16 protein-coding genes are annotated in these 16,482 nt (G+C 69.1%); 4 read left to right on the forward strand and 12 right to left on the reverse strand.

Going from position 1 to position 16,482, the window contains the following annotated elements; genetic code table 11:
• Positions 1 to 48: 48 nt before the first annotated feature.
• Positions 49 to 528 (reverse strand): carboxymuconolactone decarboxylase family protein, encoded by a 480-nt coding sequence (locus H5411_RS24395; RefSeq protein WP_101441146.1) that lies wholly within the window; start codon positions 526 to 528, stop codon positions 49 to 51.
• Positions 529 to 599: 71 nt separating this feature from the next.
• Between H5411_RS24395 and H5411_RS24400 the strand changes: the two genes are divergently transcribed.
• Complete coding sequence (locus tag H5411_RS24400; protein ID WP_312878594.1) at positions 600 to 1,628, forward strand: EamA family transporter; 1,029 nt, start codon at positions 600 to 602, stop codon at positions 1,626 to 1,628.
• Here the strand turns inward: H5411_RS24400 and H5411_RS24405 are convergent.
• Together H5411_RS24405 and H5411_RS24410 are read right to left on the reverse strand one after the other, a co-directional pair.
• Positions 1,603 to 2,079 (reverse strand): (2Fe-2S)-binding protein, encoded by a 477-nt coding sequence (locus H5411_RS24405; RefSeq protein WP_101438353.1) that lies wholly within the window; start codon positions 2,077 to 2,079, stop codon positions 1,603 to 1,605. The genes H5411_RS24400 and H5411_RS24405 overlap by 26 nt on opposite strands.
• A gap of 14 nt (positions 2,080 to 2,093) precedes the next feature.
• A complete protein-coding gene (locus H5411_RS24410) occupies positions 2,094 to 4,430 on the reverse strand; it encodes a molybdopterin cofactor-binding domain-containing protein (protein WP_101438354.1) in 2,337 nt (778 codons plus the stop codon).
• Between the two features lie 169 nt (positions 4,431 to 4,599).
• On the opposite strand from H5411_RS24410, the gene H5411_RS24415 reads away from it, so the two are divergent.
• Positions 4,600 to 6,234, forward strand: coding sequence for a sigma-54-dependent Fis family transcriptional regulator (locus H5411_RS24415; protein WP_220817389.1), 1,635 nt, complete (start codon positions 4,600 to 4,602; stop codon positions 6,232 to 6,234).
• 604 nt (positions 6,235 to 6,838) lie between these two features.
• Here H5411_RS24415 and H5411_RS24420 read toward each other — a convergent pair.
• The 6 genes from H5411_RS24420 to H5411_RS24445 all read right to left on the reverse strand — a co-directional run bounded on the left by H5411_RS24420 (position 6,839) and on the right by H5411_RS24445 (position 11,624).
• Positions 6,839 to 7,666 carry a phosphotransferase gene (locus H5411_RS24420; protein ID WP_460431609.1) on the reverse strand — a complete coding sequence of 276 codons (828 nt, stop codon included), beginning with the start codon at positions 7,664 to 7,666 and terminating at the stop codon, positions 6,839 to 6,841.
• 78 nt (positions 7,667 to 7,744) lie between these two features.
• The gene (locus tag H5411_RS24425) at positions 7,745 to 8,230 is read right to left on the reverse strand and encodes a hypothetical protein (RefSeq protein ID WP_101438356.1); all 486 of its coding nucleotides are present in this window, start codon (positions 8,228 to 8,230) and stop codon (positions 7,745 to 7,747) included.
• Positions 8,227 to 9,267 carry a DNA polymerase III subunit beta family protein gene (locus H5411_RS24430; protein ID WP_167442032.1) on the reverse strand — a complete coding sequence of 347 codons (1,041 nt, stop codon included), beginning with the start codon at positions 9,265 to 9,267 and terminating at the stop codon, positions 8,227 to 8,229. The genes H5411_RS24425 and H5411_RS24430 overlap by 4 nt, the downstream gene beginning before the upstream one ends.
• 200 nt (positions 9,268 to 9,467) lie before the next feature.
• The gene (locus H5411_RS49005; protein ID WP_183125119.1) at positions 9,468 to 10,307 is read right to left on the reverse strand and encodes an aminoglycoside adenylyltransferase domain-containing protein; all 840 of its coding nucleotides are present in this window, start codon (positions 10,305 to 10,307) and stop codon (positions 9,468 to 9,470) included.
• A gap of 18 nt (positions 10,308 to 10,325) precedes the next feature.
• Positions 10,326 to 10,964, reverse strand: coding sequence for a CatB-related O-acetyltransferase (locus H5411_RS24440; RefSeq protein ID WP_208637695.1), 639 nt, complete (start codon positions 10,962 to 10,964; stop codon positions 10,326 to 10,328).
• Positions 10,965 to 10,994: 30 nt separating this feature from the next.
• Positions 10,995 to 11,624 carry a DUF5701 family protein gene (locus H5411_RS24445; RefSeq protein WP_183125120.1) on the reverse strand — a complete coding sequence of 210 codons (630 nt, stop codon included), beginning with the start codon at positions 11,622 to 11,624 and terminating at the stop codon, positions 10,995 to 10,997.
• Positions 11,625 to 11,720: 96 nt separating this feature from the next.
• Here H5411_RS24445 and H5411_RS24450 point away from each other — a divergent pair, with 96 nt between their 5' ends.
• Both H5411_RS24450 and H5411_RS24455 read left to right on the forward strand, forming a co-directional pair.
• Entirely contained in the window at positions 11,721 to 12,347 is a 627-nt protein-coding gene (locus H5411_RS24450) for a TetR/AcrR family transcriptional regulator (RefSeq protein ID WP_101438361.1), read from the forward strand.
• A gap of 146 nt (positions 12,348 to 12,493) precedes the next feature.
• Positions 12,494 to 14,026, forward strand: coding sequence for an MFS transporter (locus tag H5411_RS24455; RefSeq protein ID WP_183125121.1), 1,533 nt, complete (start codon positions 12,494 to 12,496; stop codon positions 14,024 to 14,026).
• 91 nt (positions 14,027 to 14,117) lie between these two features.
• Here H5411_RS24455 and H5411_RS24460 read toward each other — a convergent pair whose 3' ends face one another.
• The 3 genes from H5411_RS24460 to H5411_RS24470 all read right to left on the reverse strand — a co-directional run bounded on the left by H5411_RS24460 (position 14,118) and on the right by H5411_RS24470 (position 16,461).
• Positions 14,118 to 14,963, reverse strand: a complete 846-nt coding sequence (locus H5411_RS24460; protein ID WP_183125122.1) for an SAM-dependent methyltransferase — start codon at positions 14,961 to 14,963, stop codon at positions 14,118 to 14,120.
• 137 nt (positions 14,964 to 15,100) lie between these two features.
• Entirely contained in the window at positions 15,101 to 15,652 is a 552-nt protein-coding gene (locus H5411_RS24465; protein ID WP_101438363.1) for a cysteine hydrolase family protein, read from the reverse strand.
• 47 nt (positions 15,653 to 15,699) lie between these two features.
• Positions 15,700 to 16,461, reverse strand: a complete 762-nt coding sequence (locus H5411_RS24470) for an alpha/beta fold hydrolase (RefSeq protein ID WP_183125123.1) — start codon at positions 16,459 to 16,461, stop codon at positions 15,700 to 15,702.
• Positions 16,462 to 16,482 lie beyond the last annotated feature (21 nt).

A 16,482-nucleotide genomic window follows, 5' to 3' on the forward strand; every position in this document is an offset into this window, starting at 1 on the left:
GGGCCGCCGCCGGGTTCCACCGCTGCCCGGCGGCGGCCCGTGTTTCCCTCAGCTGACGTTCGCGAACTGCCCCGGCTGGTACAGCCCGGCCGGAGTGCGCACGATGACGTTCATCCGGTTGGCCGCGTTGATCAGCCCGATCAGGCATACCAGCACGGCGAGCTGGTCGTCGTCGTAGTGCTCGCGCGCCTGCGCCCACGTTTCGTCGGATACGCCGCCGCCGTCCGCGATGCGGGTGCCCTCCTCGGTCAGCGCGAGCGCGGCCCGCTCGGCGGGGGTGAACACGGTCGCCTCGCGCCAGGCGGCCACCAGGTACAGCCGCTCCGCGGTCTCGCCGGCCGCGGTGGCGTCCTTCGTGTGCATGTCGGTGCAGAAGCCGCAGCCGTTGATCTGGCTGGCCCGCAGCGAAACCAGTTCCTGTGTCGGCTTCGGCAGCGACGAGTTGTGCAGCAGCATGCTCAGCCCGGCGAACCGCTTGCCGAGCGACTTGCCGAGGTCGTTGTTCATCAGGTCGAACCGTGCGCTCATCAGATCCTCCAGTGTGGTGAAGCGGATGCCCATGAGATGCCGGCCGCCCGCCGGATGTGACAACCCGCTTGGTGACCCGCGTCGCATCCGGAAAACCAGTGGCCGCGGCACTGGGCCGGGACTCAGAATGCGGAGATGGCTACCAGGGCAGTACCGCGCGGGCGACCGGGCTGAGCCTGGTCTCGTGGGTGCTGTTCGCGAGTTCGGGTCCGCTCGCCAAGGCGGTGCTGGACGCGGGCTGGACCCCGGCGGCGGTCACCGCGGTGCGGATCGGCCTCGCCGCGGTCCTGCTGGCGCCCGGCGTCGCGTTGCTGCGGCCGCGAGCGTTGCGGTTCCGGCGCGCTGAACTCTGGCTGCCGCTCGGCTACGGACTGCTCGGCGTCGCGGGTGTGCAGCTGTTCTTTTTCGTTGCGGTGTCCCGGATTCCGGTCGCGGTGGCGATGGTGCTGGTGAACCTGTCGCCGGTGCTGGTCGCGCTGTGGGTGCGCGTCGTCCGGCGAACGCGGCTGTCCGCGGCGGTGTGGCTGGGAATCGCGCTGGCGGTCGCCGGGCTGGTGCTGATCGCCGGGCTCGGGCGCGGGGCGAAGCTGGACTTCCTGGGCGTCGCGGCAGGATTGGCGTCGGCGGTCTGTTCCGCCGGATACTTCCTGCTCGGCGAGCGCGGTGCGCAGCGGCACGATCCGCTCGGGATGACCGCGGCCGGGCTGGCGATCGGTGCGGTGGCGACCATCGCGGTAAGTCCATTATCGACTATCGCGATCGCCTCGAGTCCGGTGTCGCTCGGCACCGCGACAATTCCGGTCTGGCTGGCCCTGCTGATTCTGGCTGTCTTCGGCACGGTGCTGCCGTATCTGGCGGGGCTGCACGCGTTGGGCGGCTTGCCGGTCGCCTTGGCCGGAGTCCTGGCGCTGGCCGAACCCTTGGTCGCCGCACTGCTCGCGTGGCTGTTGCTGGGCCAAGCACTGGGTCCCGTGCAGCTGGTCGGAGTGGCCGTGCTGCTCGGCGGCGGAACACTGGTGCAGACGGGAAAGCCTGCCCCGCAGCCGGGATTGGCTGCGGGGCAAGCGAAACCGGTCACATCTTCGCGGCGCCGGCCTTGATCGCCTCGCGGATCCGGGAGTACGTGCCGCAGCGGCAGACGTTGCGGATCTCGTCCAGATCGGAGTCGTTGATCTCGCGGCCCTTCGCCTTGGCCTCCTTGACCTTCGCGACCGCCGCCATGATCTGGCCGGGCTGGCAGTAGCCGCACTGCGCGACGTCGTTCTCCAGCCAGGCCTCCTGCATCGGGTGCAGGTCGGCCTTGACCGTGTCCGCCAGGCCCTCGATCGTGGTGATCTCGTCGGTGGCCTTGATGTCGGCCACCCGCACCGAGCACGGGTTGAACGCCTTGCCGTTGAAGTGCGACGTGCAGGCCTTGCACACGTTGATGCCGCAGCCGTACTTCGGGCCGCGGACGCCGAGCACGTCGCGCAGGACCCACAGCAGCCGCACGTTGTCGTCGACGTCGACGGACACCGGCTTCCCGTTGAGGATGAAGGTGTGCTTGCTCATCGGTGGCTTGCTCCTCAGTAGGTCCAGTTCAGGCCGTCGGTCGGCGATTCGGGAACAGGCGGGACAAACGACTTGACCTCGAAGGCGAGCGGGTCGTCGTGGTTGATCGGGAACCGCTTCGGGACCTTCCCGGTCGCACGGGCGTACGCGCACGCGACGGCCGCGACTGAACAGGCCACGCCGGCCTCGCCGCCGCCGCCGGGCTGCTCGCCGTTGGACGGCATCGCGATCGCGGTGAAGTCGTGCGGGATGTTCCACTGCCGGGTGTAGAAGTAGTTGTCCCAGCTGGCTTCCAGGAAGTGCCCGTCCTTCAGGTGGACACTGCTGGTGAGCGCGAGCGCCAGCCCGTCGGAGAAACAGCCCATCATCTGGGCTTCGAGCCCGCGCGGGTTGATCACCAGCCCGGCGTCGATCGCGATGACGGCCTTCGTCACGCGCGGTCCGGTGACGCCGTCGCGCACTTTGCGGTTCACCGTCTCCGGACGGCAGTCGATTTCCACCATGCAGGCGCTGGCGCCCTTGTATTCCTTGTGGATCGCGATGCCCTGCGCGGTGCCCGGGGCCATCTTCCGGCCCCAGCCACCGACCTCGGCGACCTTGCGCAGGACGCCCTTCACCTTGTCGTTCTTGAGGAATTCCATCCGGAAGTCGTACGGGTCCTTGCCCATCGCCTTGGCGAGGATGTCCACCATCAGCTCGTTGGCGCAGCCGACGTCGGGCGAGTAGACGTTGCGCATCGACCCGGTGTTGAACCGCTGGTCGGTCTCGGTCAGCGTCTGGTCGACGACACCGAAGTTGTACGGCATTTCCTGGCTCAGCACGAAAACCGCCTCGGCCACGCCGAGGTTGCCCAGCCCGGTCGGCATTTTCGTGGCGACCGAGGTGAGCATTTCGCCGAGCCCGTGCCGGAACGACGTCTCGACCGAGGTGTGCCGCTGCTCGAAAGTGAGCACGTTCCCGGCGAGCACGGTGGCCCGCAGCCGCGACGTCGCCATCGGGTGCAGCCGTCCTTGCCGGGGCTCGTCGGCGCGGTGCCACATCAGCCGCACGGGTTTGCCGAACGCCTTCGACGCCTGCGCCGCTTCGACGGCGTGGTTGCCGAACAGCTTGTGCCCGAAGGAACCGCCGCCGGTGATGACGTGGACCTTCACCTTGCCCTGCGGCAATCCGACCGCCTGCGCGACCTCGCCCTGCGCGACGATCGGCGACTTCAGCCCGGCCCAGATCTCGGCGCTGCCGTCGCGCACGTCGGCGACCGCGCAGTACGGCTCCAGCGCGGCACTGGAGCGGAACATGAACTCGAAGTCCGCCTCAACCGTCTGCGCCAGGACCGGAACCTTCGGCACGGCAAGGGGAAGTTCGGCGCGGCGCAGGTTGGCGAGCACGGTTTCGTCGTTCTCGCCCTCGACGCTGCCGGGGCCCCAGTCGACCCGCAGCGCGCGCACGCCGTCGATGCACTGGCCGAACGTCTCCGCGCGGACCGCGACCCCGGTCGGGATGATCGCGACGTCGGTGACGCCGGGCAGTTTCAGCACGTCGGCCTTGTTGAGGACGGCTTTCGGCGTGCCGTTGAGCGTCGGCGGACGGCAGATCATCGTCGGCAGCGCGCCGGGAATCTCCAGGTCCATCGCGAACTGCTTCTTGCCGGTCACGATGTCGAGCGCGTCGAGCCGGTTCTGCGGCTTGCCGAGCACCGTGAACTCGCTGGAGCCCTTGAGCTTGCTCGGGTCCAGCTGCACCTGCTTGGTGGTGCTGGACGCGGCCTTCGTCGCCAGTTCGCCGTACGTCGCCGTCTTGCCGTTCGGCGCGGTCACGACGCCGCCCTTGACGATGAACCGCTCCGCGGTGCCGCCGAGCAGGATCGCCGCCGCTTCGAGCAGCTGCTGCTTGGCGATCGCGGCCGCGACGCGGATCGGCGTGTAGGTCGAGACCGTGGTGTTCGACCCGCCGGTGAGCTGGTTGAACAGCAGTTCCGGACGCGCCGGGGCGAGCGTGACGTGCACCTTCTCGACCGGCAGGTCCAGTTCCTCGGCGATGATCATCGCGCTCGAGGTGGTGATGCCCTGGCCGACTTCGGCGCGTGGGATCTCGAACGAAGCGCTGCCGTCCCTGTTGATGGTGACGGTGATCAGCTGCGACGTCGGGAGGGCGGCGTCGGTGAGCGCGTCGTTGAGGTCGTACAGCTCGGGAGGCTGCGGAGCCGACGGAACGGCGGCCGCCGCGGGGGTGGAGAGCCCGACGTCCGCGGCGACGACGAGGGTCCCGGCCGCGACGACGTAACCGAGGAACCCGCGCCGCGAAACGCCGGCGCGCTCCTTCCCGGTGTCCGGCTCGGAGTGACTGAGAGTCACGCTGATTCCCCTTTCGAGGTAAGGACCGCGTGCCGGATGGCAACACGTGCACGCGGGTGGTGGTGAGGGACCACCTTGCCGGGTGAATCCGGGCTTGAGTGTTCAAGTTCTGTACAGCGGCAGCGGAGAGCGATGGTTATCCTGCTGCGCGTCACCAACGAAGGTGGAGATGCGCGTGAGCTCGATGACGTCCTCGCGCAGCGTGGCGCTGCGGGAACCGATCGCCCAGTCCTGGCGACGTGCCTCGCTCGCCGGGGTGCGCCCCGAAACCGCCCTGCTCGACCTGCGGTTCGAGGAGGTCGACCCGGCCAGCAAACTGCTCGCGGCGGCCGCGCCGGTGCTGGAGGACCTCGACGAGCGTCTCGCCGGCACCGCGATGTCCACTGTGCTCGTCGACCACGACGGCAAGCTCGTCCACCGGTGGAGCGCCGACCGCGCCGCCGAGAACTGTTTCGAGCAGCTGGGCCTCGGGGTCGGCGCTTGCCTGCTGGAGGACGAGGTCGGGACCACCGGCCCGGGCACCGCACTGGAAACCCGGTCGAGCATCGTGGTGCACGGGGAGGAGCACTACGCCGAGGCGCTGCGCGGGTTCAGCTGTTACGGGCACCCGATTTTCCACCCGGTCACCCGCCGGCTGGAGGGCGCGCTCGACATCACGCTGCTGGCCGCCGAGGCGAATCCGCTGCTCGCGCCGCTGGTCGCGAAGGCCGTCGAGGAGATCGAACGGCAGCTGCTGGAAGGCAGCCGGATGTCCGAACGGTCGCTGCTGGCCGCGTTCCAGGCGACGTCCCGCCCGACCCGGCCGGTGGTCGCGATCGGCCCGGACCTGTTGCTGTGCAACCAGGCCGCGGCGGACCTCCTGGAAGGCGCGGACGTCGCGCTGCTGTGGAACCTGGCGGGCGAGGCGGCCGGACCGTCCGAAATGGAGACCGAACTGCGCTCCGGCCAGCGCGCGCGGGTGCGAGCCGAACCGGTGCCCGGCGCCAAGGGCGGAGTGCTGGTCGAGATCCGCCCGCTGAGCGCGACCGAGGCCCGCCGGACGCGACGTCGTGCAGCGGTCGCGCCCGATCCGGTGGCCGGGCACGTGCACATCTCGGGCCCGCCCGGAACCGGCCGCACCACCGAGGCCAGGCTGCGGGTGCCCGAGGAACCGTGCACCACGTTGACCGGCGCGGAAGCAGTGCTCGGCGGGTCGGCAGCCTGGGCCGCGCGCTTCACCGCCGCCGTCGAGACCGGTGCCGGCAGCATCTGCGTCGACGGCGCGGACCTGCTGCCCGCCGAACTGGTCGACCTGGTCGCCGCCCACGCCGCCCGCGGCGTCGGCCCGCACCTCGTCCTGACGACCGGCCCACGCGAAGGACTGACCGGTCCGGAACGAGCGCTGATCGCGTCGTGCGCGGAGAACGTCGAACTGCTGCCGCTGGCGCACCGCCCGGACTTCCCCGAGGTCGCGGCGCGAATGCTGGCCGAACTCGGAGCGGCGCGGACGCACAACATCACGCCGGGCGCGCTGCGGATCCTCGGCTCGTACGACTGGCCGGGCAACCTGCCCGAACTGCGCGGCGTACTGAGCCAGGCGATCCGCAAACGGTCCGTGGGCGCGATCGGCCCGGCGGATCTGCCGCCCGCGCTGGTGGCTGACGCTTCGGGGCACGAGCTGGCGCCGATCGAGCGAGCGGAACGAAACGCGATCGTCGCAGCGCTGCGGTCGGCTGGCGGGAACAAAGTCCGGGCGGCGAGCACTTTGGGGATTTCGCGGACGACGTTGTATGCGCGGATGCGGGCGTTGAAGGTGCCGGGTTAGCCGCGGGGTGGTTGCCCGGTCATTGAAGGTGCGCTCGGCTAGCGGTAGTCGCCCGGCGGTTGTCCGGTCCAGCGGCGGAATGCGCTGGCCTCGGAAACCCCGGAGGTCGGCCGCCGACCCGCGCTTGGGTGTCCCGAATCGCCGGATCGTGCGCGGTTCAAGGCAAGCGGATGGTTAACGCGCGGCCCTATGCGGTTTTCTACCCGATCGGGTGACGAGGCTCGGTCGAGAACCGGCCGCCGAGCAGCCGTTCGGGCTCCGCCCGCAGCCATCTGCCCGGCTTCGGATCCTGGTTCGTGGTCACCGGCTGTGGCATTTCTGCGCAGCACCCGGAAGCGGAGCGAAACCCGGCGAACCGATCGCGGCCGGTCGGTCCGCCTCTTCCTTCCCCGCACGATCACTCGGGACGCCGAGCGCAGGACCGCAGGGCACTCCGCTCCCGCCAAAGTCCGTGAAGGGAACCCTCCGGGAATCAGATTTCCCTCACGGGCCTTCCCGATTCCGCACCACTTCCGAAGAAACCGCAGTCCGGCTGGATGGACGTGATCGCGGGCGGACCGGTCCGCGGCATCCGGTAGCGGTGGCACCTGGGCCTCAACCGGGGTCAGGCGTTCGCCAAGCGCAGCCGTTCCGCTGCCTGCAACCGAAGCGCGTCACCGCAAAGCGGCCGACCTCCGTGCAGCGCTTCCCACCGGGCATGGTGCGAAGCTGGCCACAAGCTGGCCGCCCACGCGACTTCCTGTTCGGCCAAGGAGAACCGTCGGCCGCGGAAGTCCTGATAGGACTCCAGGAACGCCGCGGAACTCTCGATCGGCGCCAACGTCGGCGGGGTCGTGCTCGGGAACGTCCCGCTCGCCGCGCCCGCGAGTGCTGCCTCCGGTTGCCATGCCAGACTGTCCCAGTCGTGGACCGTCCAGCCTTCCTGGGCATCCCAGCGGAGGTTCTGTGCTTCGAAATCTCCGTGGCCGAGGACATTCGGCAGGTCAGCCGCGAGCAGCCGGCGGCGGGCTCGGTCGGCGGTCTTGGCGACCTCCTCGGGCACCGCGCTCTGGTCTCGTTCGTCCAGGAAGTCGATGGCCGGCCACAGGCCGGGGTCGGCGTGATCCCAACGCAGCCAGCGCGGGTTCGGCAGCGGCGGCTGGACGGAAATCTCGGAGAGGGCGGCCATCAGCAGGGCGAAGACCTCGGCATAGCGCGTGGCGATCTCAGGCGAGTCACCGGAAATCACGTGGCCCCCGGGGCGGTATTCCTCGGCGTGCACGGCCAGAGAGCCGACTGGGACAACCGGCGTCAGCGGCCGTGCGCACGGAAAGCCCCGCGCAGCCAGTTCAGCTTGCGCGGCGACGCACGACTCAGCGCGGCCGTCGTCCGGACGGGCTTTGACCACGACCTTCCGACCGTCTTCCAGCCGCAGACCGTGCACGGTCGAGATCATTCGTGCCTCGAACAGCACTTCTGCAGGTGCGACGCCGAGATGCGTGAGGCACCAAAGCGACAGCCATTGTTCCACTTAGTCGACTCCCGGTGCTGTCGTGCGTCGTTCGGTGGACCGGCGTTCGATGGCTTCCGCGACGCCGTCGATCGCCTGTCGGATCATCGCACCGTATTCGTCGTCGGCCAACGCGTCCTGGCCGTTTCGCGCTTCGGAGATCTGTTCCTCTGCTGCGGAGAACGACCCCAGACGGCGGAAGTTGTCGGCCAGGTTCAGGTGCAGCGACGGGTAGAAGCCTGCGATCCGAAGCCCGGCGTCGTGGGACTGCACCTGTTCATCAGTCACTGTCGCGGCGGCGTCCAGTGCTCTGATATCCCAGACCAGCGCTTCTGCCGGGTCAGCGAACAAATCCGCTTGGTAGTGGGCCAGAACGCAACGGTAGAACGGGTTTCCGCCCGGCCCGATGTCGTCCCACAGTTCCTGCAGACGCGCCCGCGCGGCGTCCGTCGCGCCCGTTCGGCCTTGCGTGACCGCGGCCGTGATCTCGGCCATCGTGTCCGTCATCCGGCATTTCCTTTCACTGGCATGGCGAGGGTGGTGAGGTCGCCGTCGTCGGCGGAGCGCACGACGACCGGCAGGTGCGGGCCCGCGACGTCCAGCATCACGTCCGGGCCGACGGCGGTGCTGATCGCCGGGTGCAGCGTGCTCACGGCGAAGGAGAGGGAGATCGGCGGTCCCATGACGTCCGCGGGGATTGCGTCGGTGCCTACCGTGATCGCTGCGGCGGAGAGATCCAGTTGGATCTGCGGGGTGTACTGGCGCTCCAGACCTGCCACGAGCGCGTTGCGAGATATCACTGCCCGCGTAAGGACTTCTGGCAGAGACGCGAGCATCAGCCGGTAGTCGGGGAACTCGTCGGCCAGCGTGCGACAGGTCCGTACTGTCCCGTCGTCGCCCTGGAAGAGGATTTCCTCCCCGCGGACGCTGAGCCGCAGTTCGTGCCGACGGCGCGTCCACGGCATCGCCAGCCGCAGGTCGTCGGCGTCGACAGTCGCGGTCCACGTCGACGAGCTCGGTTCGGCTGGGACCAACGTGCGGGTCGAGAGCCGGTACCGGTCGGTGGCGGTGAGCACGATCGCCTCGGGAGAGACCTCCAGGTGCACCCCGTTGAGCACCGGCAGGTCCTGCGTGGTCGCGGTCAGCACCTGCTCGACGGCCGCGGTCAACACCGGACCAGTCAGCTGGACCGACGACGCGGGTGCCGGCGAGCCCAGCGTGGCCTTCACCGCCGCGGCGGTTTCCCGTGCCTGCTGCACCTGAGATACCAACCCGGCGACGTGGTCGTCGATGATCCGCGACGCGTCGGCCGGCTCCGCGGCGAGAACCGCACCGACCCGTTCCAGCGGCAGGCCGATCTCCCGCAACCGCCGGACAAGCAGCGCGGCCGAGACCTGCCCCGGGGAGTAGTAGCGGTAACCGGATTCCTCGTCCACCCGGACCGGCCGCACGAGGCCGGAATCGGCGTAGAAGCGCAGCGCGCTGGCGGTCAGCCCGCAGCGGCGGGCGAACGCTCCGATAGTCAGCAGGGCAGAGGTGGACACCTGCCCATCATCGGGCTTCAAGCAGCTTGAAGGTCAACCCCGACGCAGTTGACCACGGGATTTCGCCGGGTGCAGGCCGGGCCGCCGGACGGCCGCCGAGGTCGCGCTGTCGGTTGAGCGGAGCCGTCTCCGCCGGACGGCTGCGGCACCGAGCGGCTGCCACCCCGCGCGAACTCACCGCGGCTGGCCCGACCGGTGCGTTAGGCCAGCGCGAGCGCGTCGTCGATCGTGGCGTCCAGGAACGCGAGCGTGTCGCGGCGACGCGCCAGGGGATTCCGGTAGCTGCGACGGCCTTCCGCGCCTTCGGTGCGCAGGCTCAAGCTCTCCGCGATGATCCGCTGCCATCGTGGGGCGAATTCCCTTGCCGCATAGCGGCCCGCGCCGCATTTGGACGTCATTTCCCCGGTGGCCAGCAGATGGTGCAGGCGGCTCACTCCGAGCACCGCCCACACCGGGAACCACGGGCTCATCCCGATCGCGAGCGACAGCGCACTGGTGCGCCGGTTCTTCTCCCACCACGGCCGCCAGTAGCGGCTCAGATTGTCCACAGTGAACGCGCGCAAGGCATCCTGGTCCGCCCAAACGTCCACATCGGACGGCTCAGGACCGCGCAGTGCGATCCCGCGGCTGGCGAGTTCGCAGAACAGCACCGGGTTGACGCCGCCCCGGCCCGCCGACGTGAACCGGCCTTCCTGCATGCATGGAACGTCCGGGCAGTCGTCAGGTCCGGCGGCGAGGTCGGCCCAGGTCAGCACGGACCCATCGAAATGCGGCTTCGGGAACCGGGCGACCGTCGTGGCATGCGCCTGCGCCAGTGCTGATATCTCACCGGGTTCCGGACGCCGATCAGCGACCGCGACGAAATCGATGTCGCTGGCGGTGCTGAGCCGTCCGCGTCCGGCACCGCGAGCGTGGAAGTCGCCGAAGCAGACCGAGCCGACCAGGTAGAAACCGGTCACCAGACCTGGTGCAGATCGGTCCGCTGTGGACAGAAACAGCTCGGTGCTTCGGCGGGCTTCCTCAGGTATCTCACGGGGCACGCCTGCCACGTTACCCAGTTACGCGAGCTCGGCCGCGGCCTTCGCCAGTGCGTCGACACTGCCGGACATGACCGTGCGGACGTGCTTGGTGAGGTGGTCCAGCGGCCAGTCCCACCAGGCGATCGCCAGCAGTCGCTCGACGTCCTCGTCGCTGTACCGGCGGCGGATCAGCTTGGCCGGATTGCCGCCGCCGATGCCGTAGTCCGGCACGTCGTCGACTACCACGGCTCCGGACGCGACGATCGCGCCGTGTCCGATGCGGACGCCCGGCATGACCATCGCCCGGTAACCGAGCCAGACGTCGTTGCCCAGCACCGTGTCGCCGCGCCCGGGCAGACCGGTGATGGCGTCGAAGTGCTCGGCCCAGTCGCCGCCCATGATCGGGAACGGGAACGTCGACGGCCCGTCCATCCGGTGGTTCGCGCCGTTCATGATGAACCGCACGCCTTCGCCGAGCGCGCAGTACTTGCCGATCACGAGCTTCTCCGGCCCGTAGTGGTACAGCACGTTGCGGGTCTCGAAGGCGGTCGGCTCGTCCGGGTCGTCGTAGTAGGAGAACTCGCCGACATCGATCAGCGGCGAGGTGACCAGTGGTTTCAGCAGCACCACCCGCGGCTGCTCGGGCATCGGGTGCAGGACGGTCGGATCAGGGAAAATGAGAGATCTCCTTGGCGTGGTTCTGATATCTCAAAGGCGGCAGGCGGCGGACCCGAAACCCAGCCAGGTGTGCCGGTTGCCCCACCAGCACCAGCCGACCTTCGGGGCGTCGCGGCGCTCGCTTCCGTCCCGGCCGGTGCCGTTGCTGATCCACAGCGCCGGCGTGCGGGCGTCGAACTTGCCGTTCTCCTTGCGCAGCCGGGAGCCGATGGTCATGAAGCAATGATTGCGCTCGAGCGCCGACGGCTGGTGCAGCACCCAGTGGATCCCCTCGGTCAGCAGCAGCGGACTGCGCCCGGCCTTGGCGATCGCCGGCAGGGCTTCCTCGGGGCTCCAGTTCGCCATCTCGTCACCGCGGTCGATCCCGGTCACCAGATACAGCGGCGCGTCGGGGAGGTCGATGTCGTGCGGCGCGAACTGGTCGACGTCCGGCATGTCGGTGACGACGAATCCGGGCTTTCCTTCGCAGCGGAGCAGCGGCGAGAGCGCCGACGCGGGCGCCCGATCCGGATGGATCGCCAGCAGCGCGCCGTCCGCGTCGCTGTGGTCCGCGGCGAAAGCGCGCAGGTCATCGGCGGAAAGCCGCGCGATCTCGGGCACTCCCAGCGCGATCAGGTGGTCCGCCTGGTCCGCGAGCGACGGGAGAGCAGCGATCGACAAGAGGTTCTCCTTCGGATTATCTTACATCGGTAGTAAAAGTATGTCCGCACGACTAAATGGGTGTCAAGGTAAATTTACGTCGGAGGTAAGTTTTCGATGGAGCTAGGCCTGCGGGAAGCCAAGAAGCAGGAGACGCGCCAGCTGATCTCCGACCACGCGACGCGGCTGTTCCTGGAGCAGGGCTTCGAGGAGACGACGATCGCCCAGGTCGCGGCGGCCGCGCGGGTCGCGAAGAAGACGGTGACCAACTACTTCGCCCGCAAGGAAGACCTGGTCCTGGACCACCAGGACGAGTTCGTCGCGACCCTGGCGGACGCGGTGTCGTCGCGGCAGCCAGGGGAGTCCGCGCTCGCCGCGCTGCGGCGGACGTTCGAGGCCGCGGTCGCCGCGAAGGACCCGGTGGCCGGGTTCGCGGGCCAGGAGTTCAGCCGGATGATCGCCGAGAGCCCGACGTTGTCCGCGCGCCTCCGAGTCCTGCATGAACAGCGGGAACGAGCCTTGGCGGACGCACTGGCGGACGCGGTCGGCAGCTCTCGGTCGGACATCATCGTCCGGACCGCGGCCGGGCTGCTGGGGGCGGTGCACCACATCCTGTTCCAGCGGATCGAGGAGCTGACCCTGGCCGGGCGGCCCGTCGACGAGGTCGCGGAGACGGTCGCGGCGGAGGCCGCACAGGCGTTTGACCTGCTGGAACCCTCGCTGGGGAACTACGCCGTGGCCTGATCCGGCGCGGATCGCGGCCGCGGCGTCGTGCGCGCGACTGCTTCCCCCGAAACCGTCCGAAGAAGTTTTCCCCGGGATGTCGATCCGCCCGCAGCTCGATCGTCGCTTGAGTGAGACGACCGAAAAGACCTCACAGGGGAGACGACATGAGTGCCGGACGACGCGAGTGGCTGGGCCTGGCAGTGCTGGCGCTGCCGACCGTGCTGTTGTCGCTGGACATGAGCGTGCTGCACCTCGCGGTTCCGCACCTCGCCGCGGATCTGCGGCCCTCCAGCACGCAGCTGCTGTGGATCATCGACATCTACGGCTTCATGATCGCCGGGTTCCTCGTCACGATGGGGACCCTCGGCGACCGGATCGGCAGGCGGAAGCTGCTGATGATCGGCGGCGGCGCATTCGGGCTCGCGTCGGTCGCGGCGGCGTTCTCGACCAGTCCGGAGATGCTGATCGCCGCGCGGGCCGTGCTCGGGATCGCCGGGGCGACGCTCATGCCGTCGACGCTCGCGTTGATCAGCAACATGTTCCCGAACCCCAAACAGCGCGGCACCGCGATCGCGGTGTGGATGAGCTGCTTCATGGGCGGCATGGTGGTCGGCCCGGTCGCCGGCGGGTTCCTGCTGGAGCATTTCCGCTGGGGTTCGGTGTTCTTGATGGGCGTGCCGGTGATGATCCTGCTGCTCGCGACCGCGCCGAAGCTGCTGCCGGAATACCGCGACACCTCGGCCGGACGTCTTGACCTCGCCAGCGTCGCCCTGTCGCTCGCCGCGATCCTGCCGGTCATCTACGCGCTCAAGGAAATCGCCAAGAACGGCTTGTCCCTGACCGAAATCGTCGTGCTCGTCGTGGGACTCTCGGTCGGTGCGGTGTTCGTCCGGCGACAGCGGCGGCTCGAGCACCCATTGCTGGACCTCCGGCTCTTCCGGGTGCGCGCGTTCAGCGCGGCAGTGGCGATCATGCTGGTCGGCGCGGTCACCATGGGCGGCGTGTTCATGCTGGTCAGCCAGTATCTGCAGATGGTCGCCGGGTTGAGCACCGTCGACGCCGGGCTGCTGCTGGTCCCGCAGGCGCTCGCGGTGGTCGCAGGATCGATGATCGCGCCGCGGCTGGCGCGCCGGTTCCGTCCGGAATTCGTGCTGGGCTTCGGAATGCTGGTCGCGGCGGCGGGAATTCTGTTGTTCACGCTCGCCAGCGGGTCCGGCGGGGTGACGTTCGTGGTGCTGGGCATGTCGATCGCCAGCTTCGGAATGGGCCCGCAGGGCGTGCTGTGCACCGAAATGGTGGTCGGCTCGGTCCCGCCGCAACGGGCAGGCGCGGCCTCGGCGATGTCGGAGACCAGCGCGGAATTCGGGATCGCCATGGGGATCGCGGTGTTCGGCAGCGTCGCGACGGCGGTGTACCGCGGTCAGATCGCGGTCCCGGCTCACGTGCCCGCCGCGGCGGCCGCCCAGGCAACCGACAGCATGGCTGGCGCGATGGAGGCGTCGGCGACGCTGCCCGGCGCGGTGGGGGAGCAGCTGCTGGCTACGGCGCGGGACGCGTTCAGCTCGGGGCTGCACACTGTCGCCGGGATCGGTGCGGCGATCGTGGTGGTGTTCGCGGTGGTCGGGATGGTCGCGCTGCGGAGTTCCCAGACGAAGGCGGCGGCGAAGGCGGAGGAACCGGTGCCGGTCGCGTCGTGAACCTGGTGTTCCCACGCCAGCGGGCCGGTGTTCCCGCCGAGCTTCAAGCCCGGCCGGAGCACCGGCCCGCAGTGATGTCTCTGGTGCGCGGTCAGGGTTTCCGCGCGACCCCGACCGCCACGATCCGCTGGGCCACCGTCGGCTCGCCCAGCAGCGGGCCGTCCGGCCACCATTCGACCACCGGCACGATTTCCGCCGGCTTGTTCGGTCCGCTCGGGATCAGCTCCAGGTCGTGGAACAGTTCCTTGATCTCGGCGCGGGTGCGGGACGAGACGTCCTTCATCGAGCCGTTGTGGACCGTTTCGATGATGCCCTGCACCACTTCGTCGTCCTCGGAACCGTCGTGGGCGTCGAGCAAATGCGAGATCGCCACGTACGAACCCGACGGCAGCCGGTCGATGAATTCCTTCGTGACCTTCGCCGGAACCGAGCGATCGCCGGTCTGGTGGTGCAGGGCCAGCAGGAACAGCACCGCGATCGGCTCGTTCCAGTCGAGGTGCTCGGTGACCGTCGGGTGGTCGAGAATGCTCGGCGGATCGAAGAAATCCGCCTGGATGTATTCGGTGAATTCGTTCTCGTCGAGCAGCGCGCGCCCGTGGCTGGCCACCACCGGGTCGTAGTCGACGTACACGACCTTCGCGGTCGGATCCGCGCGCTGGACGATCTGGTGCACGTTCTCCGCGGTCGGCATGCCCGAACCGCAGTCGATGTACTGGCGGATGCCCGCGTGGTAGGCAAGGAACCGGCAGATCCGGGTCATCAGATGCCGGTTGACCCGCGCGGTTTCCGCGATGTCCGGCATCACCCGGGCGGCTTCCCGGGCGACCTGCCGGTCGATCTCGTAATTGTCTGTCCCGCCCAGCAGATAGTCGTACACGCGGGCGGCGCTCGACTCGTTCGGGTTGACCCCCGGCGGTGCGTTGACGGCGTCGGTCACGACGCGTACCTCCCGCGTGTCGACACGGTGATAGATGCCGCACCGAGAGTAGCGGACTTCGGGAAAGCGGCGAAACCGGTGCCACCGGGATGCCGGATCAGCCTGTTTCAGGGCGCTGACCAGTGGCGGCTTCGCGCTCAGGCGGTCGCCGCGGCCCACTCGGCGCAGGACACGACTTCGAATCCCCGGCTGGGGAAGACCTTGTCCAGCAGGAAATCGTGGACGGCTTGGTCGCTGTCCGCGCATCCGTCGCGCAGCACGGTCACCTGATAGCCGCGATCCGCCGCGTCGTAGCACGTCGCGGTGACCATCGCGCTGGTCGCGACCCCGGCGATCGCGAGGCGGCGGACGCCCCGGGCGCGAAGCACCAGGTCGAGATCCGTTCCGGCGAACGCGCTGGCCCGGCGCTTCAGGACGACAACGTCCTCTTCGGCAACCGGCAGCGTCAGTTCAGTGCCCGGCGAACCTTCGTGGAAAGCGTCCCCGGCGTCGAAGAAGGAGCGGTACAGCGCGCCGTCGGGCAGGTCAGTTCCGTTGTCCCGCATGGCGAAATGCACGAATACGACGAGAGCGCCGGTTGCTCGGGCTCGCGGCAGCAGATCGGTGAGCGGCGGCACGACCTGGCGGGCGAACGGGTAGCCGTCGGTGATGCCTCGCTGGATGTCGCCGACGATCAATGCGGTGGTCATGAGAATCCCCCTTTGCGCGATAGCCGCTATTTAACCCGGAGGCACGGTCAGGCATCGAGGGCGAGCAGCGCGTCGAGCAGTTCTTCCGGAGTTTCGACCTGCGGCAAATGCCCAGTGCGAGGAAGCACGGTGAACGTCGCGCCCGGGATCGCGGCGGCGTATGCCTCGCCGTACTGCGGGTCGGCGATGCGGTCGCTCTCGCCCCACAGGACGTGGGCGGGGATGTCCACCTTGCTCAGTCGCTCCGCCAGGGACGGGTCGGACATCGTCGGGCCGGTGTAGCCGACCAGTGCCACGACGTCTGGGCTCGGACCGCTGCTGCCGGCCGGCGGCTTCGGCGCTTTCGCCGGGTCGTGGAACGAGAACTGCTGGATTTCCGCGATCGTCTTGCCTCGGACGTCGGCCAGCGGGTGGCTGTCGACCTCGATGCCGATGCCGTCGACGAGCACCGCGCGGGTGACGCGCGGGCTGTGCAGCAGAGCGATTTCCGCGGCCAGCCAGCCGCCGAAGGAGTTGCCGACCACGGTGACGTTCGAGACGTCGAGGTGGTCGAGCATCGCGACGTACGCCTTGGCCAGTGCGGTGACGTCGGTGAGTTCGGCGGCTTTCGGGGTGCCGTTGAAGCCGGGGTGGGTGGGCAGGAGGACTCGCGAGCGGGTGCGTTCGGCCAGCAGATCGGCGAAACCGGCCATCGTCGCGACGCCGCCTCCGCCGTGCAGGAGCAGGAACGTCCGGGTGCGGTCGTGGTCTTGGACGGCGATCTCGACCGGTCCGGCGGAGGTGAACCGGAGCGTCTGGGAGGAATTCATAACAGGAACCTTATATAAGGA

It is taken from the genome of Amycolatopsis echigonensis (assembly GCF_014174495.1).
In the GTDB taxonomy this organism is placed as follows: domain Bacteria; phylum Actinomycetota; class Actinomycetes; order Mycobacteriales; family Pseudonocardiaceae; genus Amycolatopsis; species Amycolatopsis echigonensis.

What these genes read in the sequence shown, in the direction of transcription:
- H5411_RS24395 (WP_101441146.1), bottom strand. Translation starts at nt 528, where the DNA reads ATGAGCGCACGGTTCGACCTGATGAACAACGACCTCGGCAAGTCGCTC.
- H5411_RS24405 (WP_101438353.1), bottom strand. Translation starts at nt 2,079, where the DNA reads ATGAGCAAGCACACCTTCATCCTCAACGGGAAGCCGGTGTCCGTCGAC.
- H5411_RS24415 (WP_220817389.1), top strand. Translation starts at nt 4,600, where the DNA reads ATGCGCGTGAGCTCGATGACGTCCTCGCGCAGCGTGGCGCTGCGGGAA.
- H5411_RS24425 (WP_101438356.1), bottom strand. Translation starts at nt 8,230, where the DNA reads ATGACGGACACGATGGCCGAGATCACGGCCGCGGTCACGCAAGGCCGA.
- H5411_RS24450 (WP_101438361.1), top strand. Translation starts at nt 11,721, where the DNA reads ATGGAGCTAGGCCTGCGGGAAGCCAAGAAGCAGGAGACGCGCCAGCTG.
- H5411_RS24455 (WP_183125121.1), top strand. Translation starts at nt 12,494, where the DNA reads ATGAGTGCCGGACGACGCGAGTGGCTGGGCCTGGCAGTGCTGGCGCTG.
- H5411_RS24465 (WP_101438363.1), bottom strand. Translation starts at nt 15,652, where the DNA reads ATGACCACCGCATTGATCGTCGGCGACATCCAGCGAGGCATCACCGAC.
- H5411_RS24470 (WP_183125123.1), bottom strand. Translation starts at nt 16,461, where the DNA reads ATGAATTCCTCCCAGACGCTCCGGTTCACCTCCGCCGGACCGGTCGAG.